A 26805-nucleotide genomic window follows, 5' to 3' on the forward strand; every position below is an offset into this window, starting at 1 on the left:
ACTTATCCGAAGACCCATTGGCGGTTGAGCGCGAAGGTCGCGATCGGCGTGATCGTGACCACCGGGATCAGCGCGACCCAGGGTTGTTGATGCAAGAGGCCCGTCACGATCCAGGTGAAGAGCGCGTTGAGGGCAAGGCCAAAGCCTTGGACGACGAGGAATTTCAGATGCTGCTTGCCGCTCGAATCGCGGCTTCCGTGGCCGCGAAAGCTCCATGCGCTGTGCAAGAAAAAGCCGAAGATCACCGCGACCAGGAAGGATGGCGGCACCGCCAGCACGGCTTGCGACTCGGGCAGCACCCAGGCGGTCAGCGGCAGATAGACCGCCGAATAGACGACCGTCGACAATCCGCCCGCAATCCCGAACCGGATCAACTGGCCGAGCATGCCGCTGCTCCGCCACCGATCGATCTGATGCTGAAGAGTCGCCACCGTGCCGCTCTGCCCCAACCTTGCCCTTTGCGCCGCCCGCGATAGAGCGGCGCGATACTGGTCCTATCGTCCGGGCCTTAGGCCGCGGGCGGGTGTGAGGGAAGCGTCTTTGGAACGTCTGCAAGGCGAGATCGACCGCAACTGGCGGCAATGGGTGATGATCGTCTGGCTCGCGGTGACCGCCTGGTATCTCCAGGAGCGCTGGGGGCAGATCCGCTGGTGGTCGCTGGGCGACACCGACGACAATATCCGCCTGATGCAGGTGCGCGCCTGGATGGCGGGGCAGGGATGGTATGACCTGCGCCAGTACCGACTCAATCCGCCGGTCGGGTTCGACATCCATTGGAGCCGCATCGTCGACCTGCCGATCGCCGGGCTGATCCTGTTCTTCCGCCTGTTCACCACCCCGGCCTGGGCGGAGCGACTCGCTTGCGGCCTGGCGCCGCTGCTGCCGCTGTCGGTGGTCATGCTGGCGCTGTCCGCCACGCTGCGCCGGCTGGTCTCGGCCTATGCCTGGCCGGTCGGGCTGGGGCTGCTGCTGTGCGCCAATTCAACGATGCTGATGTTCATGCCGATGCGCATCGACCATCATGGATGGCAGCTGGCCATGCTGGCCGTCACCGTTGCCGGGCTGTGCGATCCTGAAGGACGGCGCGGCGGGGCGCTGGTGGGTCTCGCCAGCGCGGCGTCGCTGGCGATCGGGCTGGAAATGCTGCCCTATGCCGCGATGGCCGGCGCGATCCTGACCCTGCGCTGGGTGTGGGACCGGGCGGAGGCGCCACGCCTGGCCGTCTATGCGCTGACCTTGGGCGGGGGGAGCGCGGCGGGGTTCGCCGCCTTCGCCTCCAACGCCAATTACGCGATGCGCTGCGATGCACTCACCCCGGTATGGCTGTCGGTGACGGTGGTGGCGGGCGCGCTGCTCTTCGTGATGGCGCGAATCAATCCGGCGTCGCGGGCTGCACGGCTGGGGCTGGCGGTGGTCGCCGGCGGGATCATCGCGGGCGGCTTCGCCAGCCTGTTTCCGCAATGCCTGACCCGCCCCGAACAGGTCAGCCCCGAGCTTCAGCGCAACTGGCTGAACAATGTGCGCGAGGCCAAGCCGATCTATAAGCATCCGCTACGGGTCGCGATCCCGATGGCGATCATGCCGGTGTTCGGGATGATCGGCGCGATCGCCGCCGCGATCCGCTATCGGACGATGGGCTGGACCGCGATCGCGCTGTTCACCAGCTTCGCCTGCGCGATGCTGCTATGGCAGGTGCGCGCGGCGCCAGCGGGGCAGATGCTGGCGGTGCCGGGTATCGCGGCCCTGCTGTGGATGGCGCTGCCCTGGATAAACCGGCTGCGCTCGCCGCTGCTGCGCGTACCGGTGATGGTGCTGGCGGTGATCCTGCCGACCGGGATCGTCGCCGGTCTGGTCCTGAAGAAGCTGCCCGCCACCCAGGTCAATGCCTATGCCGCGCGCGTCAACCGCGCGACCGGGCGGTGCGTGCGCACCTCGGTGCTGACGCGGCTCAACGCCTATCCGGCGGCGACGATCTTCACCTTCGTCGATCTGGGCCCGCGCCTGATCGTGACGACGCATCATGACGCGATCGCGGGCCCCTATCACCGCAATGGCGATGCGATCCTCGACGTGCAGCATGCGTTCCAGGGGAATGAGGCACAGGCGCGCGCGATCATGAAACGGCACGGTGCGACGCTGCTGCTGATCTGCCCCGACATGGCCGAGTCGACCAATTACCGGGCGCGGGCGCCGGGTGGATTCTACGACCGGATGGCGCATGGCTGGGTACCGAACTGGCTGACCCCACTGCCGTTGCCCAAGGGGTCGCCGCTCAGGCTGTACCGGATCGACTGAGGAGCAGTTCCTCCCCGGCACGGGGAGGTGGCAGGCCGCAGGCCTGACGGAGGGGGGGCTTCCACAAAGGACGTCCTTTGCTGCCAAGCCCCCTCCACCAGGCTTCGCATGTTCCCCCTCCCCGTTCCGGGGAGGATTACTTCAGACTGGCCGTCACCCCGTCGATCACGAACTGGACCGCCAGCGCCGCGAGCAGTACGCCGAGCACGCGGGTGATCACCGCCTCGATCTTCGCGCCCAGCAACCGCATCAGCGGCCCGGCGGCCAGCAGCGCGACCAGCGTCAGGATCAGGATCGTCGCCATCGCGCCCAGCACGACCAGCGATGCCTGCAGTCCCTGGTTGCGGCTCATCAACAGCATGACGGTAGCGATCGAACCCGGCCCCGCGATCATCGGCATCGCCATGGGGAAGATCGACACATCCTCCGCCTCGTGCGGGTCGTCGGCGACCTTGGCCGCGCGATCCTCGCGCCGCTGCGTGCGCTTTTCGAACACCATCTCCAGCGCGATCAGGAACAGCATGATGCCGCCCGCGATGCGGAAGGCCGGCATCTCGATGCCCAGGCCGTGCAGCAACGCCTCGCCGAACAGCGCGAAGACGAACAGGATGACCGAGGCGACGAAGACCGCGCGGATCGCCATCGCCCGGCGATGCTGCGGCGTCGCCCCCGCCGACAGCCCCGCATAGATGGGCGCACAGCCCGGCGGGTCGATCACCACGAAGAAGGTGATGAGCGACGAGATATAGAGTTCGAGCACCGGGTTACAGCGCCGTCTGGTCGATCGCGACGCCTTCGCGCCGCCCCGCCGAAACCAGCGTGTTGCGCAGCAGGACCGCGATCGTCATCGGGCCGACACCGCCCGGCACCGGGGTGATCGCGCCCGCGCGCTCGGCGGCCGCATCATATTCGACGTCGCCGACCAGGCCGGTTTCGATCCGGTTGATGCCGACATCGATGACGCTGGCGCCGGGCTTGATCCATTCGCCCTTGACCAGGCCGGGCACGCCCACCGCCGCCACGACGATATCGGCGCGGCCGACCACCTCGGCCAGGTTGCGGGTGCGGCTATGCGCCACCGTCACGGTGCAGCTTTCGCCGAGCAGCAGCTGCGCCATCGGCTTGCCGACGATGTTGGAGCGGCCGACGACCACCGCGTCCATGCCCGACAGGCTGGGATGGATGCTCTTGAGCAGCATCAGGCAGCCCAGCGGGGTGCAGGGCACGAAGCCCTCGACACCCGTCGCCAGCCGCCCGGCATTGACCGGGTGGAATCCGTCGACATCCTTGTCCGGGTCGATCGCCTGGATCACCGCCTGCGCATCGATCTGACCCGGCAGCGGAAGCTGGACGAGGATGCCGTCCACGGTCGGATCGGCGTTCAACTGCTCGACGAGCGCCAGCAATGTCGCCTGATCGGTATCGGCGGGCAGGCGATGCTCGAAGCTCTCCATCCCCGCCTCGCGCGTCGCCTTGCCCTTGGAGCGGACATAGACGCTGGAGGCCGGGTCCTCGCCCACCAGCACGACCGCCAGCCCCGGCGCCCGGCCGGCGGCGTCGCGGAAGGTCACGACCTGGGTGGCAATACGGGTGCGGAGGCCGGCGGCGAATGCCTTGCCGTCGATGATCGTGGCGCTGGTCATGGTGCACCGCCATAAAGCGCCTCGGCCATGCGCGCCAGTATGTGTGGGTCGCCGGCGATATGCAGGCGCTTGAGCCGCGCCGTCTCGCCCGCGACGATCGTCACCGCGCGCTTGGCCACGCCGAAATGCTTGGCGACCAGCGGCACCAGCGCCGCATTGGCCGCGCCGTCGACCGGCGGGGCGGACAGGCGCGCGGCGAAATGATCCTCGGTCCCGGCGGTCAGCATATCGCGCCCGCCGCGTGGCGTCACCCGGACCGCGATCTGGATCCCGTCGTCACGCTGTGTCCAGGCGGCCACCCGCCGTCAGCCGACGACGACCGCGCCCCCATACATCTGGTTGGCGATCGCGGTATCCAGAATCTTGTCGAGGATGATGACCGCGAGCAGCACGACCATCGGCGACAGGTCGAGCGCGCCGAAATCGGGCAGGATGCGCCGGATCGGGCGATAGAGCGGATCGGTCATCCGTTGCAGCGCATACCAGACCGACCGGATGAAGTCGTTCGAGGTGTTGATGACGTTGAAGGCGATCAACCACGACAGGATCGCCTGCACGATGATCACCCACCAGACGACGTTGAGGAGAATCTGAAGGATCTGAAGGATGAGGACCAACGCAGGGAGCTCCCGATGACGGATTTATCCGTATCTAGGGCGCGAGGACGGCCGGGGCAATAATCGTGCGTCATGGTCCTGACGCAGGCGGAACGAAGCACGGGCCCGCGCGTCCCGCTTAACATGGTACAGGTTACGGATCGTCCGGGCAGGCGGCGGCATTGGGGGCGGATCGCGATCGGGTTGCTGATCGCCTTGCCACTCCTCGTTCTTTTGCTTCTGGCGGTCTTTCCCTGGGGCGTGTTGCGCGGCGCAGTGACGCGCGAGGCGACGGCGCGATTCGGGCGGCCGGTGACGATCGGATCGGTCCACCGGGTCGACACCATCGGCTTCCACCCGACGATCGCAATTGAGGATTTGCGCATTCCGCAAGCCGCCTGGGCGGGTCAGGGCGATTTCGCGGGGCTCGAACGGGCCGAAATCCGCTTCTCGGTCTGGCCGCTGCTCAAGGGCGATTTCGTGCCCGAGGATATCCGCATCTCGGGCCTGCGGCTGGCGCTGGTTCGCGACAAGCAGGGCCGTACCAACTGGTCGCGCCCCGGCGAGCCGCAACAGGGCGGCAGCGCGAGCGATCTGCAGGGGCTGGTCGTCACCGATGGCGTGGTCAGCTATCGCGACGCCAAACAGGGCCGCGAGGCGCTGGTCCGTATCGCCGCCGATCCCGATCACGGTCTGCGCGCCGAGGGCGAGGGAAGGATTCGCGGCGCGCCCGTGACCTTGCGCTTCACCGGCGCACCGGTCCGGCCGGGGCCCTGGCGCTTTGCCGCGGCGATCACCGGCGATCTGCTGACCATGAACGCGCAAGGCACGATGGATCGGCCGCTCGATACTGATGCGATGACGCTCGACCTGACGGCACGCGCCGACGACCTGAAGCGGATCGACGCGGTGATCGAGGCCGGGCTGTTCCGCACGCGTCCCGTCCAACTGCGCGCGCATGTCCGCCACGACAATCCGCGCTGGACGATCACCGACCTCAGGGGGCGAATCGGTCGCTCCGACCTGACCGGGCGGCTGACCGTCGACAAGAAGGAAGGACGCACCCTGCTCGATGGCGACGTGGCGGCCGGGCAGCTCGATTTCGACGACCTGTCCTCGCCCGAGGGTCGCGCCGAGGCGGCCGCGCTCGAACGGCGGATCGGGCCGCGCCTGGTCCCCAATACCCGGATCGACATCGGCAAGATCGACACGACCGACGGCACGATCCGGTTCAAGGTCGGGCGGGTGGTCAGCGCACAAGGCGCCTCGCCGATCACCAGCCTGTCGGGCCGGATGACGATGGACCATCAATTGCTGACCATCGGCGATATCCGCATGGCCCTGCGCGAAGGCGTGGTGCGCGGCCAGGCGGTGATCGATCAGCGCGGCGGCCGCTCGGTACCGCAATTGTCGCTCAACCTACGCCTGTCGGGGGCGAGCGTCCTGTCTCTGGCCGGACAGACCCCGATCACCGGCCAGGTCGCGGCGCATGCCAAGCTCGCCGGCAGCGGCGAGACGGTCCGCGCGGCGATCGGCCGCTCCAACGGGCGGATCGGGCTGGTCGTCGCCAATGGCACACTGCCCGATCGCTATGCGGCGGCTTTGGGATTCGATGCGGGCGCGGCGTTCATGGGCGATAGCGGCCGCGCGACGTTGCGCTGTATGATCCTGGGCGTCGACATGCGGAACGGCACCGGCCGCGCCGATCCGCTGATCGTCGATACCTCGCGCAGCCGGCTGGACGGGACCGGCACCGTGACCTTCCCCGACGAGCGGCTGGCGCTGCGGCTGACCGGGGCGCCCAAACAGGGCGCGACGCTCCGGCTGTCGGGCGCGGCGACGGTGACGGGGACGCTGGAGAAACCCGACCTCACCATCCCCCGGGAGGTGAAGTCGGTGGGCAATATCTTCAAGTCGATCGGCCGCGCGATCACCGGCGATTCGGAACCGAAGGCGCAGAATGCCGCGTGCGGGGCGCTGGCGCGGCAGGTGTTGCGGTAAGACCTTCCCTGCGCACACCCTCTCCCCGTTCAGCCTGAGCGAAGTCGAAGGCCACGCTGGAACGCTGGTAAAAGGGTGCCTGGGCCACCGGAATCCCTTGGCCTTCGACTTCGCTCAGGCTGAACGGAGCGGTGGATATCAGGCCCCCTCGGCCTTAAGCGGCCTGGCCAGCAACGCCCCGATGACGTCGCGCACATCGGCCCCGTCGAGCAACCGGCACACCGCCGCGCAGACCGGCATGTCGACGCCCGCGTCCCCCGCTGCCTGGCGCAGCACGGGGGCGGTGAAGGCGCCCTCCGCGACCGTTCGCCGATCGGCGAGCAGCTCCGCCGCCGAACGCCCCTGCCCCAGCCCGACGCCCAGCGAGAAATTGCGCGACGCGGTCGACGAACAGGTCAGCACCAGATCGCCCAGCCCCGACAGTCCGGCCAGCGTCTCCGCCCGCCCCCCGCGCGCCAGCCCGAACCGCGTCATCTCGGCAAAGCCCCGCGCGATCAGCGCGGCACGGGCGTTCTGGCCCAGCCCCGCCCCCTCGACCACGCCGCATCCGATGGCGAGGACGTTCTTGATCGCGCCGCCGATCTCCGCACCGGTCACATCGTCGGTGGCATAGGGCCGGAAATGGGGCGCGGCGATCCGCGCGGACAAGGCCTTGCGGAGGTCGGGCTCTTCGCAGGCCAGCGTCACCGCCGTCGGCAGCCCCGCCGCCACTTCATGCGCAAAGGTCGGCCCCGACAACACCGCGATCGGCGCCTCCGGAAAGAGCGACCGCGCCACCTCGCCGACCAGCCGCCGCGTGCCCGCCTCGATCCCCTTGGAACACAGGACCAGCGGCGTATGCCCCACCGGCATCGTCGCCAGCACCGCGCCCACCGCCTGGGCCGGCGTCACGACCAGCAGTGCGTCCATCTCGGCCATGGCGGCGGGATCGCTGACCGCCTCGATGCTGGGCGAGAGCGCGATGTTCGGCAGATAGAGCGGGTTGGCATGAGTGGTGTTGATCGCCTCCGCCACGGCCGGATCGCGCGCCCATATCCGCACCGGCCGGTCGCCATAGGCCGCGACCTGGGCGAGTGCGGTGCCCCAGGCGCCTGCGCCGATCACCCCGATCCTCATGCCTTTACCCCCGCGCCGCGCACCGCCTCCGCCGCCGGATCGAGTGGCCAGCGTGCCCGTGCCGGCGTGTCGAGTGGATCGGTCAGCCCCTCGCGGAACCGCTCGATCCCGGCCCAGGCGATCATCGCGGCATTGTCGGTGCACAGCCAGAGCGGCGGGGCCACGAAGCGCAACCCATGCTCGGCAGCAAGCGACTCGAGCGCCCCCCGGATCACGCCGTTCGCGGCGACGCCGCCAGCCACGACCAGCGCGGTCACCGGCGGCACGTCGGCGAGCGCGCGGCGGGTACGGTCGAGCAGACAGTCGACCACCGCCTGTTGGAAGGAGGCGGCGATGTCCTCGGGCGAATAATGCCCGACTGCCCGCGCGACCGCGCTCTTGAGACCCGCAAAGGAGAAATGCGGCTCGGCCGCCCCTTTTAGCGGGCGAGGGAGCGGCACCGCATAAGGATCGCCCTCGCGCGCCGCCGCCTCGACTCGCGGGCCGCCGGGATAGCCCAGGCCGAGCAGCTTGGCGGTCTTGTCGAACGCCTCGCCCGCCGCGTCGTCGATCGTCGTCGCCATCCGGCGATAGCGCCCGACGCCCTCGACCAGCAGCAACTGGCAATGCCCGCCCGACACCAGCAGCAGCAGATAGGGATAGGCCAGCTCCCGGTCCGACAGGCGCGGCGACAGCGCATGGCCCTCCAGATGGTTGACCGCGATCAGCGGCTTGCCCGCTGCATGCGCCAGCGCCTTGCCCGTCACCAGCCCGACCATCACCCCGCCGATCAGCCCCGGCCCCGCCGTCGCGGCGATCGCGTCGACATCGGCCAGCGTCACGCCCGCATCGGCGAAGGCGGCGGCGACCAGCGGCTCCATCGCCTCGACATGCGCGCGCGCGGCGATTTCGGGGACGACGCCGCCGAACGGGGCATGCGCCGCCTCCTGCCCGAGCAGACGATGCGCCAGCACGCGGCCGTCATCGGTGACGAGCGCGGCGGCCGTCTCGTCGCACGAGGATTCCAGTCCCAGGATCAGCATGGCCCACCCCATACCCCCTCGTATGCCCATTGTCGAAGGGGGCATTGATGCGGCAAAGGCTTGTGCCATGGTTCGTTTCCGGCTCGGTACGCGCGGTTCGCCGCTGGCCCTCACCCAGGCACATATGGTGCGCGCGGCGCTCGCCGACGCGCAAGGATGGGACGAAGACGCCATTGAGATCGTCCCCATCAAGACGACTGGCGACCGGGTGCAGGACCGCGCACTCGCCGAGATCGGCGGCAAGGCGCTGTGGACCAAGGAGCTCGACCGCGCGTTGCTCGACGGGGAGATCGACGCCTCGGTCCATTCGATGAAGGATGTCGAGACGATCCGGCCCGACTGGCTGCACATCGCCGCGATGCTGCCGCGCGCCGATGTCCGCGACCGGCTGATCGGCGCCGAGACCATCGCCGAACTCCGCCCCGGCGCGGTGGTGGGCACCAGCAGCCCGCGTCGCCGCGCGCAATTGCTGTCGCATCGCCCCGACCTGACCATCACCCTGCTGCGCGGCAATGTCGATACGCGCCTCGCCAAGCTGGCCAGCGGCGAGATGGACGCGACCCTGCTCGCCGCCGCCGGGCTCGACCGGCTGGGACGTGAGGTCGGCCATGCCGTGCCCACCGACCAGATGCTCCCCGCCCCCGCCCAAGGCGCGGTGGGGATCGAGACGCGCGCCGACGATGCAGCGGCGACCATGCTGATCGGCTCGATCGACCATGCCGAGACCCATGCCTGCGTCATGGCCGAGCGCTCGCTGCTCGCCGCGTTGCAGGCGGATTGCCATAGCCCGGTCGCCGCGCTCGCCTCGCTGTCGGGCGAGATGCTGACGCTGCGCGCGGAATTGCTGGCCGAGGATGGCTCGGCACGGGTGAGCGGCTGGGTCGAGGGGGCGCTGGGCGAGGAATTGGGCCCAAGGCTGGCGATCGACCTGCTCGACCGTGCGCCGCCCGAGGTGCGCCGCCTGTTCGCCGGGGGCTAAGCCAGCCATGGCGATCGTCGTCATCCGGCCTGAACCCGGCCATGCCGCGACGATCGCCGCGCTCGAGGATGCGGGGCTGGCGGCACGATCGCTGCCGTTCTTCGTCGCCAGGGCGCTGGATTGGACTCCGCCCGATCCCAAGACCATCGACGCGCTGCTCTTCACCAGCGCGCAGGGCGTCCGGCTGGCGGGACCGGGGCTGGCCGGGCTAGCGGCACGGCCCGTCATCGCGGTCGGCCCCGCCACCGCCGCCGCCGCCCGGGCCGCCGGGCTGTCCGTCGTGCTGACAGGCGACACGGATGCCGCCGCCGTCGTGGCAACCGCCCACGCGCGCGGCTTCGAACGGCTGCTCCATCTGGCCGGGCGAGATCGTGTGGCAACGGGGGCGATGGTGCGGATCGTCTATGCAGCCGAAGCCGTGGCCATCCCGCTCGAAACCGTGCGCAGCCTGGCCGGCGAGATCGTCCTTCTCCACTCGGCGCGTGCGGCGGCACGGTTGGCCGAACGCGTCGATGCGGCCGGTCTCGCCCGCGACACGATCGCGCTGGTCGCGATCAGCGCCAAGACCGCCGCCGCCGCCGGAAACGGATGGCGCGCGGTCGCGCTGGCCGAGGCGCCACGCGACGATGCCATGATCGCCGCGGCGCAGGCGTTGACCCGGACAGCCGCCACGGGGATAAGCGGCGCATGAACGACTTCGCGCCACTCGACCGACCGCCACCGCGCGGGCCCCGAACGGGCGCGACCATCGCGCTGATCCTGCTCGCCTTCGCCGCCGGGCTGATCCTGATGGCCTATGCGATGCGCAACCTGTCCTGGTTCGGCGGCACCACCACGACCGCACCGCGCGCCGTCACCGCCAAGCCGGGTAGCGGCACCAATGCCGAAACAGCCGGCGGCGATACCGCGCGGGCGGGAACCGATCCGGTCGCGCTCGCCACAAGGGAAGCGGCGCTGGCCGCGCAACTGGCGACGCTGGAAGCCCGCGCCGCCGCTATCGCCACCGATGCCGCCGCCGCGGGCACACAAGCCGGTCGCGCCGAATCGATCCTGGTCGCCGCCGCCGCGCGCCGCTCGATCGATCGCGGCCAGCCGCTCGGCTATCTGGAGGAGCAGCTCCGCACCCGCTTCGGCGGCAGCGAGCCGCGCGCCGTCACCGTGCTCATCATGGCCTCGCGCCAACCGGTCACGCTGGAGACGTTACGCCAGGGGCTCGACACGCTCAGCCCCGAACTGGTCGTCAACGCCAGCGACGGCTGGTGGGAGGGGCTTCGGCAGGAGCTGGGCCGGCTGATCGTCATTCGCGAGGCGACCGCCCCCTCGTCCAATCCCAATGACCGGCTCGCTCGCGCCCAGCGGCTGCTCGACAGCGGTCAGGTGGAGGCCGCCCGGGCCGAGGTGACGCGTCTGCCGGGCGCCGGTGCGGCATCGGCGCAGGCGTGGCAGCGCGCCGCGCGCCGCTATGTGCTGTCGCATCACGCGCTCGACCTGATCGAGAATGCCGCGCTGGTCGCCCCGGTCACGGCGCCGGCGCCCATCGTGACCAGTCCGGTCGTCGGCACTCCCGACACCGCGTCCGACGAAACCCCTTCGCAAGGCTCCGGCGACCAGGCGGCACCCGCCCCCACGACCCAGCCGGTCGCACCCTCCATCTGATCGATCAATCCGGGATTTTCCCGGATGCCGCGCCGGCGTGGGCTGCGCCAGACAGGATGTCATGACCGCGCCGCCCCGCCATTCCCCGATCGCGCCGGCCGGCATGGACGGTCATGCGGCGGCCGACCGGACCCGAGCCTTTAGGTGGCTCGATCGGCAGGATTGGTGGGCGCTGGCGCTCTATGCCCTGGCCTTTGCCGCCGCGCACCGCGCGTCGCATCTGTGGAGCGGATCGGGCTTCTACTCGCTCTGGTTCCCCGCCGCCGGGATCCGCCTGGCGCTGCTATGGCGGAGGGGGGCGCGGCTGACCCCGTGGATCGCGGCGGTCGAGGTCGCCGACAATGTCGCGCTGGGCTTTGTCACGCTCGACCGCGCGGGTGGGGTGATGACCATCTGGGGCATCGTCCGCCCCGTCCTCGCTTATGGTCTGACGGTTGCGGGGATCACCTGGTTCGCAAGGCGGCGGCGCGCCACATTGCTGAGCGCGCCCATGCCCTTCGGTCTGGCGGCGACCCTGGCACCGCTGGCCGCCGCCGCGCTGGCGGTCCCGCAGGCGCTCTATAATCCCGAGCTCACCGGCGTGACCAATATGCGCGAGGTCATCGTCTCGCTCTCCGCCTTTGTCGTCGGAGATCTGCTGGGCACCCTGTTCGTCGCGCCGCCGCTTTTGTGGATCAGCGATCTGGTGCGGGGGCGGTGCTGGCAGAGCCCTGCGCGCCCCTCCGCCGCGGTCCTGGCGGAAACGGTGGGCGTATTGGCCCTGGGCCTGGGGCTGTCGCGTGTGCTCGCCGCCGGGGGGCTAGGGATGCAGCCGGCGCCCGTGCTGGTCGCGGTCGCTTGGATCGGGTTGCGCTTCGGCCGGGCCATCGCCTGGGTGGCGTTGCTGATCGTCGTGCTACTCGTCCTGCCCGATACGGCGGGGGCGATGAACACGCCCGAGCGGTTGCAGCGCCATCTGGCGCTCGCGACCATCGTCGTCGCGGGTTATCTGGCGGGCAGCTTCGCCGATGCCCAAGCCACGGCGCGCGCGACGCTGGAACGACGCGACCGGCTGCTCTTCCAGGCCGAGCGACTGAAGACGCTGCGCGCCATGTCGGTCGCGGTGATCCACGAGGCGAGCCAGCCGCTGTCGACCCTGGCGATCGAAGCGCGGCATCTGCGCATGCTGACCGCGACGATCGGGGGTGAGGTGGCCGAGAGCGCGGCGCTGATCGATCGCAAGGCCGATCACCTGGCGACGATGATCCGGCGCTTACGACGCTTCGGCAGCCATGGCGCCGACCCGCCCCAGCCGGTCGCCATCGCCACGCTGATCGACATGGTCGCGCCGCTGGCCCGCGCCGAGGCGCGCGATGCCGGGGTTCCGCTGGAGATTGGGAGCGTCCCGCCAGACCGCTTCGTACTGGCGCAGGAGGTGGAGCTGGCGCAGGCGGTGATGAACCTACTGCGCAACGCGGTGCAGGCGGCCGGTGAGCTGACCCCGCCGTCACCTGTCACGCTGTCGGCCGGCGCCGAACGGGGCCGCGCGATCCTGTCGGTAACGAACCAGGCCGCCGCGACGTCCGCGCCCAAGGATGGCGGCATGGGCGTCGGCACCTTCATCGCCCGCGCGATCGTCGAGGCGCATGGCGGCGCCCTGTCGCGCACCCGGCTGGCCGACGGCACCGTCCTCGCCACCCTGTCGCTTCCGCTGGTCGAGCCACGATGACGCCACCCGCCCCCGATCCTGCCGGTGCGATCGTCCATGTCGTCGATGACGATCCCGATCTGGGTGCGGCGATCGCGCGGATGCTGGCGCGGCAGGGTTTCGTCACCCGGGCCTTTTGCGATCCCGCCACGCTTCTGGATCAATATTCCACGATGCCGGCGCATGCGGTGGTCAGCGACGTGATGATGGGTGATCTCGACGGGTTCGGCTTTGCCGATCGCCTGCGCGCGCTCGATCCGCATGTCGCGATCCTGTTCATCACCGCCTGGCCGACCACCGCCGACGCCGTCGACGCGGTGCGCCGGCATGGCGGGCTCGACTATCTCGAAAAACCGATCGACGAGGCGCGGCTGGGCGCATCCTTGCGCGAAGGAATCGCCTGGTCACGCGATCGGCGCGCGGCGGCGGCGCGGCTGGCCGAACTGTCCCCGCGCGAACGTCAGGTGTTCGATCTGATGGTCCAGGGCCATGGCAACAAGGCGATGGCGGGGCTGCTCGGCCTGTCGCCCAAGACGATCGAGGATCACCGCGCTGCCGTCTTCGCCAAGACCCGGACGCAAAGCGTGGCGCAGTTGATCGCCCTGGCTCGCTGATCGACCGGGGGAGCGCGATCCCGCTCCCTGCGTTGTAGGCGCATGGATTTGCCGGAGATTTGTGGATGATTCGCCCCAACCGCGCCAAGACATGGATCGCGGCCTGTGCCCTGCTGCCGCTCGCCGCTTGCGGCAAGGGCGGCGAGAGCCAGGACGAGACCTATACGGTCCGCACGCCCAGCCCGACCCCGTCGGCCAGCCCGACCAATGCCGAGGCGCCGGGCCCGGAGGCCACAGCTCAACCGATCAGCCGCCCCGCCGAGCCCGAAGGCGTACTCGCCTGCTCCGCCGAACGCGGGCAGGCGGCGGCGCAGCGGCTGGTGAAGATCTGCACCTCCGTGTCTCCGGCCACCCATCCGCCCTGCAATGTGGCCAATAGCTGCGCGCTGATCGAGGACGAGATCGCACGCAGTTGCGCGCTGCTGGGCGAGGATGCCTCGACGACGTCCGGCTGTTCGGTCGACGCCAAGAGCGACGCGGCCGCCGCGGCCGTGGTCCGGCGCTACTATGCCGCGCTCAACGCGCATGACTATTCCACGGCGTGGCAGCAATGGGGGCCCGACGGCCGACCGGGCCAGCGTTTCACCGATTTCCAGAAGGGCTTTGCGGAGACCCGCGCGACCCGCGTGACGATCGGCCGCATGGGCCCCAGCGAGGGTGCGGCAGGGTCGATCTATGCGACGATCCCGGTGACCGTCGATGCGCAGCTCGATGATGGGAAGCAGCAGCGCTTCACGGGGCAATATGTCGTGCGGCGGGTCAATGACGTGCCCGGTGCCAGCGCGGATCAGTTGCGGTGGCACATCGATTCGGCGACGCTGAAGCCGGTGGGATAATCGCCTGGCCTTCGACTTCGCTCAGGCTGAACGGCGGTTAGGACCATATCCCACCCTCCGTTCGCACTGAGCGAAGTCGAAGTGCATGCCCCACAACCCGCCGTTAAATCGGATGCCCTTCGGTATCGCGAAGCACCTCACGCCGGCCGACATGATCCGGGCGGCCGACAATACCGTCGGTCTCCATCCGCTCAATGAGCCGCGCCGCCGAGTTATAGCCGATCCGCAACTGCCGCTGAAGCCAGGAGGTCGAGGCCTTCTGGCTCTCGCACACCAGCTGGATCGCCGCGCGATATTGCTGGTCCTCGGCTGAATCCTCGCCCGTGGGCGCGCCGTCGAGCGCGAAGCTCTCCGCCGGCTCCTCGGTGACCGACGAGATATAGTCGGGCTGCCCCTGCGACCGCCAATGGTCCGCCACACGGTGCACTTCGTCGTCCGAGACGAAGGGGCCATGGACGCGCACGATGCCCTTGCCGCCCGGCATATAGAGCATGTCGCCCCGGCCCAGCAGCTGTTCGGCCCCCTGCTCGCCCAGGATGGTGCGCGAGTCGATCTTCGAGGTGACGTGGAAGGAGATACGGGTCGGCAAATTCGCCTTGATGACGCCGGTGATGACGTCGACCGAGGGGCGCTGCGTCGCCATGATCAGGTGGATGCCCGCCGCGCGCGCCTTTTGCGCCAGCCGCTGGATCAGGAATTCGACTTCCTTGCCCGCCGTCATCATCAGGTCGGCCAGCTCGTCGACGATCACGACAATCTGCGGCAGCGGTTCGTATTCGAGCTTTTCCTCCTCATAGACCGGCTGGCCGGTTTCCGGGTGATAGCCCGTCTGCACCTTGCGGCCGAGCGGCTGGCCCTTGGCCTTGGCCGCGCGCACCTTGTCGTTGAAGCTGGCGAGGCTGCGCACGCCGACCGAGGACATTTGGCGATAGCGGTCCTCCATCGTCTCGACCGCCCATTTCAGCGCGCGGACCGCCTTGGCGGGATCGGTGACGACCGGGGACAGAAGGTGCGGAATGTCGTCATACATCGACAGTTCGAGCATCTTGGGGTCGATCATGATCATCCGGCACTGCTCGGGCGTCAGACGGTAGAGCAGCGACAGGATCATGCCGTTGAGGCCGACCGACTTGCCCGAACCCGTCGTACCCGCGACCAGCAGATGGGGCATCGGCGCGAGGTCCGCCACGACCGGGTCGCCCGCGATATTCTTGCCCAGGATGATGGGCAATTGTGCCGCCTGATCGGCGAAGCTCTGCGACGCGACGAGTTCGTGCAGCGACACCATCTCGCGCTTGGCGTTGGGCAGTTCGATGCCGATCACGTTGCGCCCCGGAATCACCGCGACGCGCGCCGAGATCGCCGACATGTTGCGCGCGATATCGTCGGCCAGCGCGATGACGCGGTTCGCCTTGATGCCGGGCGCCGGCTCCAGTTCGTACATGGTGACGACCGGGCCGGGGCGCACCTCGACGATCGCGCCCTGCACGCGGAAGTCGTCGAGCACATTTTCGAGCAGCCGCGCATTGCGCTCCAGCGCCGCCTTGTCGATCGCGCCGGCCGAGGACGGCGGCGACGGGGTCAGCAGGTCGAGACCGGGCAGTTGATAGGGCGCATCGCGATCGGCGCTCGCCTTGGGCCGCGCCGGCGCGGGCGCGAGCTGGCGATCGGCGATGACCGGGGCGGGACGATCCTCGCGCACCGGCACCGCCTTGCGCGCCAGGGTCAGCGGCTCCTCATCCTCTTCCTCATCGGCGTAGAGCGACTCGTCCTCATCGTCCCACGGCATCCCGTCGGCCTCGTCGCCCGACGCGTCGGCCCGGCGACGGCGCAGCCGCGCAAGCCCGCGTTCGGCCAGATCGAGCTCCAGGCTGCGGCCCCACAAAAACGCGCCACCGATCGCGAAGGCGAGGCCGATCCCCACCGATCCCCAGGTGACCACCGCCGGCTGCCCGCTGAGCGCCAGCGCCCAGCGCACGACATTGACGACCGACAGCCCGATCACCCCGCCCCAACCGGCGGGCAGCGCCAGCACCGCCGAGTCGGAGACGAAGGACAAGGCACAGGCCATCAGCGCCACGCCGATCACCGCCTGCCGCAGCATCCGCACCCAGCGCCCCGCCGGACGGTCGCGCCACAGCCGGGTCGCGATGATCGGCCCGACCGGCAGGATCAGTGCGACGGCGGGCCCGAACAGGGTCAGCGCGATATCGGCGATCCACGCGCCGGGCAGCCCCAGCCAGTTGGCGGGCACCGCGCCCGAGGCGGTGTTGAGCGCGGGGTCGCTTGCCCGGTAGCTGGCCAGCGCCAGCACCAGCATCAGCGTGACGGCAAATAATGCGATCGCCGTGACCAGCGCGCCGCTGCGCACGGCCCCCGCCTTCACCGTCTCGCGCCATAATACCGGCTGCGCGCGGCTGGCCATGGGTGTTGTCCTTCAGGAATGTCCGAAAATCCGAGGAAAATTCATCGCCTCTGGCGGTTCTCCCGTCAAGGCGGGAGCGTCTGCCGCATTGTTTGGCGCGGTGGTAAGGTCTAGGAGCATTCCCATGGATAGCGACGTCATCATCCTCGGCGGCGGCCTGGTCGGCGCGACTTTGGGCGTCGGGCTGGCCGCGCATGGCCTGTCTTCGATCATCGTCGATCCCGCCGACCCGGCGGTGATCCTGGCCCCCGGTTTCGACGGTCGCGCTTCGGCCGTCGCCTCGGCGAGCTGGCGGATGCTGGACGCGATCGGAATCGGCGCGAAACTGGCGGGCCAGGGTTGCGAGATCCGGCATATCCGGGTCAGCGACGGGCTGGAGCCGGGCGCGCTCGACTTCATTCCCGATGCCGATGACGGCGCGCTGGGCACGATGTTCGAGAACAAGCTGCTGCGCCGTGCGATCCATGAAGCCGCCAAGGAGGCGGAACTGGTCGACCTGCGGATGCAGACGCGCGCGGTATCGGTCGAGCGGGGGCCTGCGGGCGTCACCGCTACTTTAAGCGACGGCACCACCGTCCGCGCGCCGCTGCTCATTGCCGCCGAGGGGCGCCAATCGCCGACTCGCGAAGCGGCGGGAATCAAGGTGGCGCGCTGGTCGTACGACCACAAGGCGATCATCAGCGCCTTCCACCACGAGGTTGCCCACGAAAATATCGCGTTCGAGATCTTCTATCCCACCGGCCCCTTTGCGCTGCTGCCCCTGCCGGACGACGAGATCGGGCATCGCTCGGCGATCGTCTGGTCGGTGCCGGGGCGCGATGGCGATGCCATGCTCAAACTGTCCGACCGCGCCTTCCTGGCCGAGGCGGAGAAGAGCATGGGCGGGTTCCTGGGTACGCTCAGCCATGCCTCCCCGCGTTCGGCCTATCCGCTGGGTTTCCACCGCGCCGCGACGATGACGGGCGAGCGGCTGGTGCTGGTCGGCGACTCGGCGCATGGCATCCACCCAATCGCGGGCCAGGGCGTAAATCTGGGGTATCGCGACGTCGCCGCACTGGTCGAGGTGCTGGTCGAGGGCAAGCGGACCGGCATGGATCTGGGCGATGCCGCGCTTCTCCAGCGCTATCAGCAATGGCGCGGGCTCGACACGCTGATGGTGTCGGTGGCGACCGACAGCTTCAACCGCATCTTCGGCGTGCCGGGCAAGACCGCGAGCGCGATCCGGCGGCTGGGCATCACCGCGATCAACCATATCCCGCCGCTCAAGAACCGCTTCATGGCAGAGGCGCGCGGTGAAACCGGCCAACTGCCCCGGTTGTTGCAGGGCGTGATGGTCTGACCACAGGAGCAAGATAGCGATGCGGCCCGATATCATTCCCTGCCTCCGGTACGAGAATGCGCCGCGCGCCATCGATTTCCTCTGTGAAGCCTTCGGGTTCGAACGGCATGCGGTGTTTGCCGATCCGGACGATCCGACCGTCATCCATCATGCGCAACTGCTCTGGCAGGACCGCATGATCATGGTGTCGAGCGCGCTGTTCACGCCCCATGCCGCCGTCGCGGGATCGAAGACACCGACCCAGGCGGGCGGGGTGACGATGGACCTGTATCTGGTCGTCAAGGATGTCGATGCCCATGCGACGCAGGCGCGTGCGGGTGGCGCGACGATCCTCATGGAACCGGAGGACAAGCCCTATGGCGGCCGAGGCTATGCCGCGCGCGACCCCGAAGGCCATGTCTGGAGCTTTGGCAGCTATGATCCCTGGGCCTGATTATCCTAGCCACCCCGCCCGCCCCGCCCGAGGGCCGATCCGCGACCGGCGCCAGAGCGGCGTCGCGCGCGGCATGGGCGTGGCCTTACTGGTCGTCATTTTGACTCTGGCGGTGAGTTGGAGCTTTGCCCCCATCCTGTCGCCGACCGACCGGGTCCTGCGCGCGGTGGCGGCGGCGACGGTCGCGGCTTTATGGCTGGCGGCGGCGATCGGGCATGTCGCGGCGCTCCGCTTCGAATCGCCGGCCGATATCGATGCGGCGGCGGGCGGGGGCGGCGATTCGCCGCGTGTCGTCATGGCCAATGCGGTGCTCCGCAACACGCTGGAGCAGGTGGTGCTGGCGATCCCGGCCTATCTGGCGCTGGCCTGGGTAGTGGAAGGATCGGGCGTGATGGTCCCGGCGCTCGCCACGCTGTTCTCGATCGGGCGGACGCTGTTCTGGACCAACTACGCGCGTGGCGCGGTGGCGCGCAGCTTTGGTTTCGCGCTGAGTTTCTATTCCAGCGTGGCGGCGCTGGTTATCGTGTTGGTGGCGCTGATCGCGCGGTTGATGTGAATCCTTACCTCCGATCGTACTGAGCGAAGTCGAAGTGCACGTTATGCCCTTGCGGATGGCCCCTTCCCTTGGCCTTCGACTTCGCTCAGGCTGAACTGGGGTTGGGGTTAGGCCCGAACGGTGCGTGGGCTCAGAGTTCCCGCGCTTCCTCGACCAACATCACCGGCACGCCGTCGCGGATGGGATAGGCGAGCCCCGCCGCCTCCGACACCAGCTCCTGGGCGGCCTCGTCATAACGCAGGGGCGTCCGCGTCACCGGGCAGACCAGCCGTTCGAGCAGCCATGGGTCCAGGCTCATTGCAACGTCACCCGATCCTCGCCGTCATGGCGTCCGAAAAACTGCATCAACTGGATGATCAGCTCGGCGCGCTGCTCCAGGTCGGGCGCTTCCAGCAAGGCCTGCTTGGCGGCGACATCGAAGGGCGCGATTTGCGCGATGCCGTTGACCAGGCTCTCGTCGTCCAGCCGACCGACCGAATCCCAATCGACCGCATAGCCCTGGAGCTCGGCAAAGCGCCGCGATTCCTGTTCGAGCGAGGCGCGGCGGCCGAGCGACAGGAGGTCTTCCTCGGCCACCGGCAGCAACTCCGCCTCGACCTGGCGGAAGGGCGTCGTCACCTCCAGCTCCCGGACGATCCGGAACAACGACACGCCCTCCAGCACCAGATTATAGCGGCCATCCTCCATCGCCTCGACCTCGGCGATGCGGCCGACGCAACCGACTTGATAGAGGCTGGGCTTCTCGCCCTCGCCCGCCGGCTGGACCATGCCGATCCGCCGGTCACGCGCCATCGCGTCGGAGACGAGCGCCCGGTAGCGCGGCTCGAAAATGTGCAGCGGCAAGGGCATTCCCGGAAAAAGGATCGCGCCCGCTAGCGGAAAGATCGAGAGCCGCGCCACCCGCTTATCCGAACAGGATGGCGGACAGCCGCCGCCGTTTCTGCGACACCCAGGGGTCGGTCATTCCGACCACCTCGAACAGCTTGAGCAGCTGCTGGCGCGCGGCATCCTCGTTCCAGCTGCGGTCGGCCGCGACGATGTGCAGGAGATTGTCCGCCGCACCGTCCCGATCGCCCGCCGCCATCTGCGCGTTGGCGAGCGCGAAGCGCTTGTCGTGATTGTCCGGGTTGGCCGCGACCTCTGCGGCGAGATCGGCATAATCCGCCGCCGGCGGGGCCGAGCGCGCCAGCGCAACAGCGGCGACCGCACGGTGGATGGCGGGGTCGTTCGCCAGCGTCTCCGGCAATGCCTCGGTCGCCGCTTCGGCTTCGTCGATCTGTCCGGCGGCGAGCAGCGCGCGGATACGGCCCGACAGCACGGCAGGATGCTCGGGCGCCATGTCGAGCAGCTGGTCGAAGATCGACAGCGCGCGCGGGGCGTCGCCGGCCTCCAGCACTTCCTCGCCCATCGCAATCAGCGGTTCCAGTTCCGCCGCCGCGTCCGCCGCCTCCGACTGGATCGGCAATTGCTTGAGCAACTGGTCGAGCATGGTACGCAGCGCGCTTTCGGTGCGCGCGCTGGTCAGATCGGCGACCAACTGCCCCTGGAACATCGCATAGACGGTCGGGATCGAGCGGATCTGGAATTGGTTGGCGATGAACTGGTTCTTGTCGGTGTCGATCTTGGCCAGCACCACGCCCTTGTCGGCATAGGCCTCGGCGACCTTCTCCAAGGTCGGCCCCAGCGCCTTGCACGGCCCGCACCATTCCGCCCAGAAATCGAGGATGACCAGCTTGGTCATCGACGGCTCGACGACATCGCGGCGGAAGGCGGTGACGGCTTCCTTGTCGGCGGGCGACATTCCCAACGTGGCCAAAAGACGCTCCTTTACGTGTTGCTCGGCCCTATGTGGGCGAGCCGGTCCGGTAATGAAAGGCCGTAGCGTAAATCAGCCGTTCAGCCGCGCGATCGTCCGTTCGCGCCCGATCAGCGGCAGGAGCGCGGCCATGTCCGGCCCCTGCGCGCGGCCGGTCAGCGCCAGTCGCAGCGGCAGGAACAGCGTCTTGCCCTTGCGCCCGGTCGCGTCCTTCAAGACGGCGGTCAAGGCGTGCCAAGGGTCGCTCGACCAGTCGATCTGTCCCGCGACTTCGGCCGCCTGCGTCAGATAGACCTGGTCGTCCTCGGCAGGTTCGGGTGCCTCGACCGGCCCCTCGATAACCTGCCACCAGTCCGCCGCCTCGGCGACGGTGTGGAGATTGGGGCGCACCGCCTCCCACTCCGCTTCGCCCATGCCGCTAGGCAGGCGATCGGCGACGGCCTCGAACGGCGTCTGATGGAGGATGCGCGCATTGAGCTGCGCCAGTTCCGCCTCATCGAACCGCGCAGGCGCACGGCCGAAGCGCGAAAAGTCGAATCCCGCGATCAGCGGCGCCATGTCGGCGACCGGCTCGACCGGATCGCTGGTGCCGATCCGCGCGAGCAGCGCGCGCACCGCCTGCGGCTCGATGCCGATCTCGCGGAAGTGATCGACGCCCAGCGAGCCGAGTCGCTTGGACAGCTTGCCCTCGTTCCCCGTCAGCAGGGCGGCATGGGCGAAGCGCGGCAATTCGGCCCCCAGCGCCTGGAACATCTGAATCTGAAGTGCGGTGTTGGACACGTGATCCTCGCCGCGCACCACTTGGGTCACGCCCATGTCGATATCGTCGATCACGGAAGGGAGCATATAGAGCCACGTCCCATCGGCGCGGCGGATCACGGGATCGCTCATCGTGGCGGGGTCGAAACGCTGGGGGCCACGTACGGCGTCGTCCCATTCGATAGGGGCGCCGTGATCCAGCTTGAAGCGCCAGTGCGGGCGAACGCCGTCCGCCTCCAGCTTGGCGCGATCGTCGTCGGTCAGCGACAAGGCGGCGCGGTCGTACACCGGCGGTAGACCCCGTCCGAGCTGAATCTTGCGCTTCAGGTCCAGCTCCTGCGCCGTTTCATAGGCCGGGTAGACATGACCGCTCGCCACCAGCTCGGCGAAGCGCGCCTCGTACAGCGCGAAACGCTGCGACTGGCGCACCTCGGCATCGGGGATCAGGCCCAGCCATTGCAAATCCGCCCGGATCGCCGCGACATAGCGTTCCTCGCTCCGCTCGGCATCGGTGTCGTCGATGCGCAGCAGGAAGCGCCCGCCAGCCTTTCGCGCGTACATCCAGTTGTGCAGCGCGGTGCGGATATTGCCGACATGCAGCCGCCCGGTGGGCGAGGGAGCGAAACGGGTCACGGTCATGTCCGCCGCCATAATCCGGGAATCGCCTTTGCGCTATTGTGACAGCGCGATTAAAGGGGCCGCGACGACGGGCTGTCTGCGGGGACGGGGTACGACCATGAAATTGATGACCGGCAATTCGAACCTGCCGCTGGCAAAGGCGATCTCCTCTTATCTGGAGGTGCCGCTGACCGAGGCGCTGGTGCGCCGCTTCGCCGATGAGGAAATCTTCGTCGAAATTCAGGAGAATGTGCGCGGCGAGGACGTGTTCGTGATCCAGTCGACCGGCTATCCGGTCAACGACAATCTCATGGAATTGCTGATCATGATCGACGCGCTGAAGCGAGCGTCGGCGCGGCGGATCACGGCGGTCATTCCCTATTTCGGCTATGCGCGCCAAGACCGGAAGCCCGGCCCGCGCACCCCGATCTCAGCCAAGCTGGTCGCCAACCTCATCACCGTCGCGGGCGCCGACCGCGTTCTGTCGGTCGACCTTCATGCCGGTCAGATCCAGGGATTCTTCGATATCCCGACCGACAATCTCTATGCCGCGCCGGTCATGTCGGCGGACATTCTGGCGCGCTTCAAGAACGACAACCTCATGGTCGTGTCGCCCGACGTTGGCGGCGTGGTCCGCGCGCGTCAGCTCGCTAAGCGGCTGAACAATGCCCCGCTCGCCATCGTCGACAAACGCCGCGAGCGCGCCGGCGAGTCGGAAGTGATGAACATCATCGGTGACGTCGAAGGGCGCTTCTGCATCCTGATCGACGATATCGTCGACTCGGCGGGCACGCTGTGCAACGCGGCCGCCGCGCTGCGTCAGGCGGGGGCCGAGGACGTCGTCGCCTATGTCACCCACGGCGTGCTGTCGGGCGGCGCGGTGGCGCGAGTCGAGGGCTCGGAGCTGCGCGAACTGGTCATCACCGACTCGATCGGCAATCACGAGTCGATCGGCGCGACCACCAAGATCCGCCACCTGCCCATCGCCCCGCTGCTGGGCGAGGCGATCAAGCGCATCGCGGACGAGACGAGCGTTTCCAGCCTGTTCGATTGATTTTGGGGCGGGGGCCGTCGGCGATCGTCATCGCCCGCGCCCCCGTCACCGATCTGGCTGCGCGCGATTCCCGTGGCCTTCGACTACGCTCAGGCTGAACGGATGCTGGTCCTTTCCCAAAGCCCCATTCACGCTGAGCGAAGTCGAAGCGCACGCCCTTCGCTCAGACCCGAGCGGCGTTACGCCCTCAGCGATTCCCCAGCGCGACGATATGCTCGAACACCGCGGGATGGAGCGGCTTGGAGAACGCGCAACCATATTTGAAGCGGTCGCGCCACGCGATCACCGCCTCCAGCGGGGCGAGGCCCGGCAGGGTCAGCCATACGATCGTGCCCGGCCATAATGTGAAGCTGGTCTCGGCTCGGAACCCCTCGGGCGACAGGTCGACCACGTCGATCTCGAACCGGGTCTGCCCCTTGTCGCGCAGATGCGCGCGCATGCGCACCGCGTGACGCAGCGAACGGCGGAGTTCCTGGCCGGGGACCGGCTCGAATGGCGGTGTGAAGACCGGTTTTTCCATAACGCTCCCCTTAAGCCACAAGAAGGTTACTTTTCCGCCAACGCCCGTTCGCGATCAACCTCGACTGCGACGCCCGCAGGGCGGCGGACCCCGGCGCGTGCGCGGCGCTTCAACTCGGCCTTCAGATCCTCGGGCTTGGGGGCGACCAGAAAGCCGAAGCTGACCGTCCCCTCCTTGGTCTCGACCACATGATGCAGCCGGTGCGCCTGGATGATCCGCTTCATATAATCGGACTTGGGCAGATAGCGCGTCGGCAGCCTTTTATGGACGATGATATCGTGAAAGCCGAAATAGATCGCGCCGTACGCCGCGATCCCCGCGCCGATCCAGGTGAAGCCCGGCCACCAGCCAAGCTGCACCCCGCCCAGGATCATCACGAAGGACGGAACGGCGAAGATCGCCGCATACAGGTCGTTGAGTTCCCAATTGCCGGTGCGCGGGCGGTGATGGCTTTCGTGCAGGAACCAGCCCGGCCCGTGCATGATCCAGCGGTGCGCGGCGTAGGCGAACCCCTCCATGAAGATCACGGTGCCGAGAAACAGAAGAATGCCGAAAGCCCAGTTCATCGAGTCGCCATAACCCATCCGCGATGAATTTGCTTCCTATTCCATTGGCCGCATGGGACGAACGGCCTGACCCCCTATAAATCGCACTTGCAATGCATTTGCATTAACGCCGTTTCGGGGTGGATTTGTCCGCCAGCCTGTGCTTTAGCCGCACCCAATTTCCCTAGAACCACCCGAGAGGCGGAAGGCTAGCGCATGAACATCCACGAATATCAGGCCAAGGAATTGCTCGCCAAGTTCGGCGTGCCCGTCCCCGCCGGCTTCGCCGCGATGACCGTCGAGGAGGCCGTCGAGGCATCGTCCAAGCTCCCCGGACCGCTCTACGTCGTCAAGGCGCAGATCCATGCGGGCGGCCGTGGCAAGGGCAAGTTCAAGGAACTCGGCCCGGACGCCAAGGGCGGTGTCCGCCTGGCCAAGACGGCCGAGGAAGTCCGTGCGCACGCCACCGACATGCTGGGCAACACGCTGGTCACCATCCAGACCGGCGAAGCGGGCAAGCAGGTCAATCGCCTGTACGTGACCGACGGCGTCGACATCGCCAAGGAATTCTACCTCGCGCTGCTCGTCAACCGCGCGACCGGCCGCGTCTCGATGGTCGCCTCGACCGAAGGCGGCATGGACATCGAGACCGTGGCGCATGACACGCCCGAGAAGATCCACTCGATCGACATCGACACCGCGACCGGCTTCATGCCGCATCACGGCCGCGCCGTCGCCGCCGCGCTGGAGCTGACCGGCGACCTCGCCAAGCAGGCCGCCAATGTCGCGTCGAAGCTGTACGCCGCGTTCCTGGGCACCGATGCCGAGCAGATCGAGATCAACCCGCTCGCCGTCACCGAGGACGGCAAGCTGATGGTGCTCGACGCCAAGGTCGGCTTCGACGGCAACGCCATGTTCCGTCACAAGGACCTGATGGAACTGCGCGACACCACCGAGGAAGACGCGATGGAGCTGGAGGCGTCGAAGTACGACCTGGCCTACATCAAGCTCGACGGTGACATTGGCTGCATGGTCAACGGCGCCGGCCTCGCCATGGCGACGATGGACATCATCAAGCTGAACGGCATGTTCCCGGCCAACTTCCTCGACGTCGGCGGCGGCGCGAACAAGGAGAAGGTCACTGCGGCGTTCAAGATCATCCTGAGCGATCCCGCCGTGAAGGGCATCCTGGTCAACATCTTCGGCGGCATCATGCGCTGCGACATCATCGCCGACGGCATCGTCGCGGCGGCGAAGGAAGTGAACCTGCAGGTTCCGCTGGTCGTCCGCCTCGAGGGTACGAATGTCGAGAAGGGCAAGGAAATCCTCGCCAATTCGGGTCTCGCCATCGTCCCCGCCAACGATCTGGGCGATGCCGCCAAGAAGATCGTCGCCGAGGTGCAGAAGGTCGCCTGATCCGCACCTTCGGCCCTGACGGACCAATAAAAGGGGGGCTCGGGCGGAAACGTCCGGGCCCCTTTTCGTTGGTCGGGTGTACCTCTTGCGATGCGCTCGCAACGCCGCCAAAGACGACGGCATATTTGGCTGTTCAGCCGGGAAGGAACCGCGATGAAGATCGTCGTGCCCGTGAAGCGGGTGTTGGATTACAATGTGAAGCCGCGTGTGAAGGCGGACGGGACGGGCGTCGATCTGGCGAACGTGAAGATGTCGATGAACCCGTTCGACGAGATCGCGGTGGAAGAGGCGATCCGGCTGAAGGAAAAGGGGGCGGCGACCGAGGTCGTCGTCGTCTCGATCGGCGAGCCCAAGGCGGCGGACACGCTGCGCACCGCGCTCGCCATGGGCGCGGACCGGGCGATCCTCATCACCGCCGACCAGCCGGTCGAGCCGCTGGGCGTCGCCAAGCTGCTGGCCAAGGTCGTGGAAGAGGAACAGCCGGGCCTGGTGATCCTGGGCAAGCAGGCGATCGACGGCGACAACAACCAGACCGGCCAGATGCTGGCGGGGCTGCTCGGCTGGGCGCAGGGCACCTTCGCCTCGAAGGTCGAGATCGATGGAGAGACCGCCAACGTCACCCGTGAGGTCGATGGCGGTCTGGAGACGGTGGCCCTCACGCTGCCCGCGATCGTCACCACCGACCTGCGCCTCAACGAGCCGCGCTATGCGTCGCTGCCCAACATCATGAAGGCCAAGTCCAAGCCGATGGCGACCAAGACCACCGCCGACTACGGCGTCGACGTCGCGCCCCGGCTGACGATCACCCATGTCGCCGAGCCCGGTAAGCGCCAGGCGGGCGTCAAGGTCGGCTCGGTCGATGAGCTGGTCGAGAAACTC

28 protein-coding genes are annotated in these 26805 nt (G+C 68.3%); 14 read left to right on the top strand and 14 right to left on the bottom strand.

Going from position 1 to position 26805, the window contains the following annotated elements; genetic code table 11:
- Positions 1-2: 2 nt before the first annotated feature.
- Complete coding sequence (locus SP6_RS09585; protein WP_037569844.1) at positions 3-386, bottom strand: GtrA family protein; 384 nt, start codon at positions 384-386, stop codon at positions 3-5.
- Positions 387-588: 202 nt separating this feature from the next.
- On the opposite strand from SP6_RS09585, the gene SP6_RS09590 reads away from it, so the two are divergent.
- The gene (locus tag SP6_RS09590) at positions 589-2295 is read left to right on the top strand and encodes a hypothetical protein (RefSeq protein WP_086011129.1); all 1707 of its coding nucleotides are present in this window, start codon (positions 589-591) and stop codon (positions 2293-2295) included.
- Positions 2296-2431: 136 nt separating this feature from the next.
- Here the strand turns inward: SP6_RS09590 and SP6_RS09595 are convergent, their stop codons facing one another.
- The 4 genes from SP6_RS09595 to SP6_RS09610 are packed head-to-tail and all read right to left on the bottom strand — an operon-like array spanning position 2432 to position 4555.
- A complete protein-coding gene (locus SP6_RS09595; RefSeq protein ID WP_007405196.1) occupies positions 2432-3055 on the bottom strand; it encodes a MarC family protein in 624 nt (207 codons plus the stop codon).
- A gap of 4 nt (positions 3056-3059) precedes the next feature.
- Complete coding sequence (folD, locus tag SP6_RS09600) at positions 3060-3938, bottom strand: bifunctional methylenetetrahydrofolate dehydrogenase/methenyltetrahydrofolate cyclohydrolase FolD (protein WP_007405232.1); 879 nt, start codon at positions 3936-3938, stop codon at positions 3060-3062.
- Complete coding sequence (locus SP6_RS09605) at positions 3935-4237, bottom strand: DUF167 domain-containing protein (RefSeq protein ID WP_037568746.1); 303 nt, start codon at positions 4235-4237, stop codon at positions 3935-3937. The genes folD and SP6_RS09605 overlap by 4 nt, the downstream gene beginning before the upstream one ends.
- 6 nt (positions 4238-4243) lie before the next feature.
- A complete protein-coding gene (locus tag SP6_RS09610) occupies positions 4244-4555 on the bottom strand; it encodes a YggT family protein (RefSeq protein ID WP_007405270.1) in 312 nt (103 codons plus the stop codon).
- Positions 4556-4678: 123 nt separating this feature from the next.
- On the opposite strand from SP6_RS09610, the gene SP6_RS09615 reads away from it, so the two are divergent.
- Complete coding sequence (locus SP6_RS09615) at positions 4679-6535, top strand: AsmA family protein (protein WP_007405310.1); 1857 nt, start codon at positions 4679-4681, stop codon at positions 6533-6535.
- Between the two features lie 138 nt (positions 6536-6673).
- Here SP6_RS09615 and SP6_RS09620 read toward each other — a convergent pair whose 3' ends face one another.
- Together SP6_RS09620 and tsaD are read right to left on the bottom strand one after the other, a co-directional pair.
- Entirely contained in the window at positions 6674-7651 is a 978-nt protein-coding gene (locus SP6_RS09620) for an NAD(P)H-dependent glycerol-3-phosphate dehydrogenase (protein ID WP_007405275.1), read from the bottom strand.
- A complete protein-coding gene (gene tsaD, locus SP6_RS09625) occupies positions 7648-8673 on the bottom strand; it encodes a tRNA (adenosine(37)-N6)-threonylcarbamoyltransferase complex transferase subunit TsaD (RefSeq protein WP_007405228.1) in 1026 nt (341 codons plus the stop codon). The genes SP6_RS09620 and tsaD overlap by 4 nt, the downstream gene beginning before the upstream one ends.
- Before the next feature lie 67 nt (positions 8674-8740).
- Here tsaD and hemC point away from each other — a divergent pair, with 67 nt between their 5' ends.
- From hemC to SP6_RS21240, 6 genes are all read left to right on the top strand, one after another.
- Positions 8741-9652, top strand: coding sequence for a hydroxymethylbilane synthase (hemC, locus tag SP6_RS09630; RefSeq protein ID WP_042468901.1), 912 nt, complete (start codon positions 8741-8743; stop codon positions 9650-9652).
- A 7-nt stretch (positions 9653-9659) separates the two neighbouring features.
- Complete coding sequence (locus SP6_RS09635; RefSeq protein ID WP_007405269.1) at positions 9660-10343, top strand: uroporphyrinogen-III synthase; 684 nt, start codon at positions 9660-9662, stop codon at positions 10341-10343.
- Complete coding sequence (locus SP6_RS09640) at positions 10340-11308, top strand: hypothetical protein (protein WP_007405301.1); 969 nt, start codon at positions 10340-10342, stop codon at positions 11306-11308. The genes SP6_RS09635 and SP6_RS09640 overlap by 4 nt, the downstream gene beginning before the upstream one ends.
- Positions 11309-11369: 61 nt before the next feature.
- Positions 11370-13016 (top strand): ATP-binding protein, encoded by a 1647-nt coding sequence (locus tag SP6_RS09645; RefSeq protein WP_206378584.1) that lies wholly within the window; start codon positions 11370-11372, stop codon positions 13014-13016.
- The gene (locus SP6_RS09650) at positions 13013-13609 is read left to right on the top strand and encodes a response regulator transcription factor (protein WP_007405192.1); all 597 of its coding nucleotides are present in this window, start codon (positions 13013-13015) and stop codon (positions 13607-13609) included. The genes SP6_RS09645 and SP6_RS09650 overlap by 4 nt, the downstream gene beginning before the upstream one ends.
- A gap of 65 nt (positions 13610-13674) precedes the next feature.
- Positions 13675-14445: a hypothetical protein gene (locus tag SP6_RS21240; protein ID WP_007405306.1), complete on the top strand. Its 771-nt coding sequence runs from the start codon at positions 13675-13677 to the stop codon at positions 14443-14445.
- A gap of 103 nt (positions 14446-14548) precedes the next feature.
- On the opposite strand, the gene SP6_RS09660 is transcribed toward SP6_RS21240, so the two are convergent.
- Entirely contained in the window at positions 14549-16870 is a 2322-nt protein-coding gene (locus SP6_RS09660; RefSeq protein WP_007405245.1) for a DNA translocase FtsK, read from the bottom strand.
- 124 nt (positions 16871-16994) lie between these two features.
- Between SP6_RS09660 and SP6_RS09665 the strand changes: the two genes are divergently transcribed.
- The 3 genes from SP6_RS09665 to SP6_RS09675 are packed head-to-tail and all read left to right on the top strand — an operon-like array spanning position 16995 to position 19198.
- Positions 16995-18209: a UbiH/UbiF/VisC/COQ6 family ubiquinone biosynthesis hydroxylase gene (locus tag SP6_RS09665; RefSeq protein ID WP_007405282.1), complete on the top strand. Its 1215-nt coding sequence runs from the start codon at positions 16995-16997 to the stop codon at positions 18207-18209.
- Between the two features lie 19 nt (positions 18210-18228).
- Positions 18229-18642 carry a VOC family protein gene (locus SP6_RS09670; RefSeq protein WP_007405201.1) on the top strand — a complete coding sequence of 138 codons (414 nt, stop codon included), beginning with the start codon at positions 18229-18231 and terminating at the stop codon, positions 18640-18642.
- Positions 18626-19198 carry an MAPEG family protein gene (locus tag SP6_RS09675; RefSeq protein WP_082052469.1) on the top strand — a complete coding sequence of 191 codons (573 nt, stop codon included), beginning with the start codon at positions 18626-18628 and terminating at the stop codon, positions 19196-19198. Before SP6_RS09670 ends, SP6_RS09675 begins: the two co-directional genes overlap by 17 nt.
- A gap of 130 nt (positions 19199-19328) precedes the next feature.
- Here SP6_RS09675 and SP6_RS20390 read toward each other — a convergent pair whose 3' ends face one another.
- The 4 genes from SP6_RS20390 to gltX all read right to left on the bottom strand — a co-directional run bounded on the left by SP6_RS20390 (position 19329) and on the right by gltX (position 22412).
- The gene (locus SP6_RS20390) at positions 19329-19496 is read right to left on the bottom strand and encodes a Trm112 family protein (protein ID WP_007405277.1); all 168 of its coding nucleotides are present in this window, start codon (positions 19494-19496) and stop codon (positions 19329-19331) included.
- Positions 19493-20098 (bottom strand): LON peptidase substrate-binding domain-containing protein, encoded by a 606-nt coding sequence (locus tag SP6_RS09680; protein ID WP_007405331.1) that lies wholly within the window; start codon positions 20096-20098, stop codon positions 19493-19495. The genes SP6_RS20390 and SP6_RS09680 overlap by 4 nt, the downstream gene beginning before the upstream one ends.
- Positions 20099-20102: 4 nt before the next feature.
- Positions 20103-20999: a tetratricopeptide repeat protein gene (locus tag SP6_RS09685; RefSeq protein ID WP_037568749.1), complete on the bottom strand. Its 897-nt coding sequence runs from the start codon at positions 20997-20999 to the stop codon at positions 20103-20105.
- Positions 21000-21086: 87 nt separating this feature from the next.
- Positions 21087-22412 carry a glutamate--tRNA ligase gene (gene gltX / locus SP6_RS09690; protein WP_007405227.1) on the bottom strand — a complete coding sequence of 442 codons (1326 nt, stop codon included), beginning with the start codon at positions 22410-22412 and terminating at the stop codon, positions 21087-21089.
- A 97-nt stretch (positions 22413-22509) separates the two neighbouring features.
- Between gltX and SP6_RS09695 the strand changes: the two genes are divergently transcribed.
- Positions 22510-23445, top strand: a complete 936-nt coding sequence (locus SP6_RS09695; protein WP_007405295.1) for a ribose-phosphate pyrophosphokinase — start codon at positions 22510-22512, stop codon at positions 23443-23445.
- Between the two features lie 187 nt (positions 23446-23632).
- Here the strand turns inward: SP6_RS09695 and SP6_RS09700 are convergent, their stop codons facing one another.
- Positions 23633-23965: a PilZ domain-containing protein gene (locus SP6_RS09700; protein WP_007405238.1), complete on the bottom strand. Its 333-nt coding sequence runs from the start codon at positions 23963-23965 to the stop codon at positions 23633-23635.
- A 26-nt stretch (positions 23966-23991) separates the two neighbouring features.
- Complete coding sequence (locus SP6_RS09705; protein ID WP_082052471.1) at positions 23992-24531, bottom strand: sterol desaturase family protein; 540 nt, start codon at positions 24529-24531, stop codon at positions 23992-23994.
- A gap of 195 nt (positions 24532-24726) precedes the next feature.
- Here SP6_RS09705 and sucC point away from each other — a divergent pair, with 195 nt between their 5' ends.
- On the top strand, positions 24727-25926 hold the full coding sequence (gene sucC / locus SP6_RS09710; protein WP_007405207.1) for an ADP-forming succinate--CoA ligase subunit beta: 1200 nt from the start codon (positions 24727-24729) through the stop codon (positions 25924-25926).
- Between the two features lie 153 nt (positions 25927-26079).
- The coding region (locus SP6_RS09715; RefSeq protein ID WP_042468904.1) for an electron transfer flavoprotein subunit beta/FixA family protein at positions 26080-26805 on the top strand (726 nt) is incomplete at its 3' end.

Origin of the sequence: Sphingomonas paucimobilis NBRC 13935, from assembly GCF_000739895.2 — a bacterium.
Classification (GTDB): domain Bacteria; phylum Pseudomonadota; class Alphaproteobacteria; order Sphingomonadales; family Sphingomonadaceae; genus Sphingomonas; species Sphingomonas paucimobilis.

Excerpts from the sequence above, each read along its gene's own strand:
- SP6_RS09645 (WP_206378584.1), top strand. The coding sequence starts at position 11,370 with ATGACCGCGCCGCCCCGCCATTCCCCGATCGCGCCGGCCGGCATGGAC.
- gltX (WP_007405227.1), bottom strand. The coding sequence starts at position 22,412 with ATGACCGTGACCCGTTTCGCTCCCTCGCCCACCGGGCGGCTGCATGTC.
- SP6_RS09635 (WP_007405269.1), top strand. The coding sequence starts at position 9,660 with ATGGCGATCGTCGTCATCCGGCCTGAACCCGGCCATGCCGCGACGATC.
- SP6_RS09660 (WP_007405245.1), bottom strand. The coding sequence starts at position 16,870 with ATGGCCAGCCGCGCGCAGCCGGTATTATGGCGCGAGACGGTGAAGGCG.
- SP6_RS09700 (WP_007405238.1), bottom strand. The coding sequence starts at position 23,965 with ATGGAAAAACCGGTCTTCACACCGCCATTCGAGCCGGTCCCCGGCCAG.
- tsaD (WP_007405228.1), bottom strand. The coding sequence starts at position 8,673 with ATGCTGATCCTGGGACTGGAATCCTCGTGCGACGAGACGGCCGCCGCG.
- SP6_RS09620 (WP_007405275.1), bottom strand. The coding sequence starts at position 7,651 with ATGAGGATCGGGGTGATCGGCGCAGGCGCCTGGGGCACCGCACTCGCC.
- SP6_RS09650 (WP_007405192.1), top strand. The coding sequence starts at position 13,013 with ATGACGCCACCCGCCCCCGATCCTGCCGGTGCGATCGTCCATGTCGTC.
- SP6_RS09675 (WP_082052469.1), top strand. The coding sequence starts at position 18,626 with ATGATCCCTGGGCCTGATTATCCTAGCCACCCCGCCCGCCCCGCCCGA.
- SP6_RS21240 (WP_007405306.1), top strand. The coding sequence starts at position 13,675 with ATGATTCGCCCCAACCGCGCCAAGACATGGATCGCGGCCTGTGCCCTG.
- SP6_RS09615 (WP_007405310.1), top strand. The coding sequence starts at position 4,679 with ATGGTACAGGTTACGGATCGTCCGGGCAGGCGGCGGCATTGGGGGCGG.
- SP6_RS09665 (WP_007405282.1), top strand. The coding sequence starts at position 16,995 with ATGGATAGCGACGTCATCATCCTCGGCGGCGGCCTGGTCGGCGCGACT.
- hemC (WP_042468901.1), top strand. The coding sequence starts at position 8,741 with ATGGTTCGTTTCCGGCTCGGTACGCGCGGTTCGCCGCTGGCCCTCACC.
- folD (WP_007405232.1), bottom strand. The coding sequence starts at position 3,938 with ATGACCAGCGCCACGATCATCGACGGCAAGGCATTCGCCGCCGGCCTC.
- SP6_RS09590 (WP_086011129.1), top strand. The coding sequence starts at position 589 with ATGATCGTCTGGCTCGCGGTGACCGCCTGGTATCTCCAGGAGCGCTGG.
- sucC (WP_007405207.1), top strand. The coding sequence starts at position 24,727 with ATGAACATCCACGAATATCAGGCCAAGGAATTGCTCGCCAAGTTCGGC.
- SP6_RS20390 (WP_007405277.1), bottom strand. The coding sequence starts at position 19,496 with ATGAGCCTGGACCCATGGCTGCTCGAACGGCTGGTCTGCCCGGTGACG.
- SP6_RS09640 (WP_007405301.1), top strand. The coding sequence starts at position 10,340 with ATGAACGACTTCGCGCCACTCGACCGACCGCCACCGCGCGGGCCCCGA.
- SP6_RS09670 (WP_007405201.1), top strand. The coding sequence starts at position 18,229 with ATGCGGCCCGATATCATTCCCTGCCTCCGGTACGAGAATGCGCCGCGC.
- SP6_RS09705 (WP_082052471.1), bottom strand. The coding sequence starts at position 24,531 with ATGAACTGGGCTTTCGGCATTCTTCTGTTTCTCGGCACCGTGATCTTC.
- SP6_RS09695 (WP_007405295.1), top strand. The coding sequence starts at position 22,510 with ATGAAATTGATGACCGGCAATTCGAACCTGCCGCTGGCAAAGGCGATC.
- SP6_RS09685 (WP_037568749.1), bottom strand. The coding sequence starts at position 20,999 with ATGTCGCCCGCCGACAAGGAAGCCGTCACCGCCTTCCGCCGCGATGTC.
- SP6_RS09585 (WP_037569844.1), bottom strand. The coding sequence starts at position 386 with ATGCTCGGCCAGTTGATCCGGTTCGGGATTGCGGGCGGATTGTCGACG.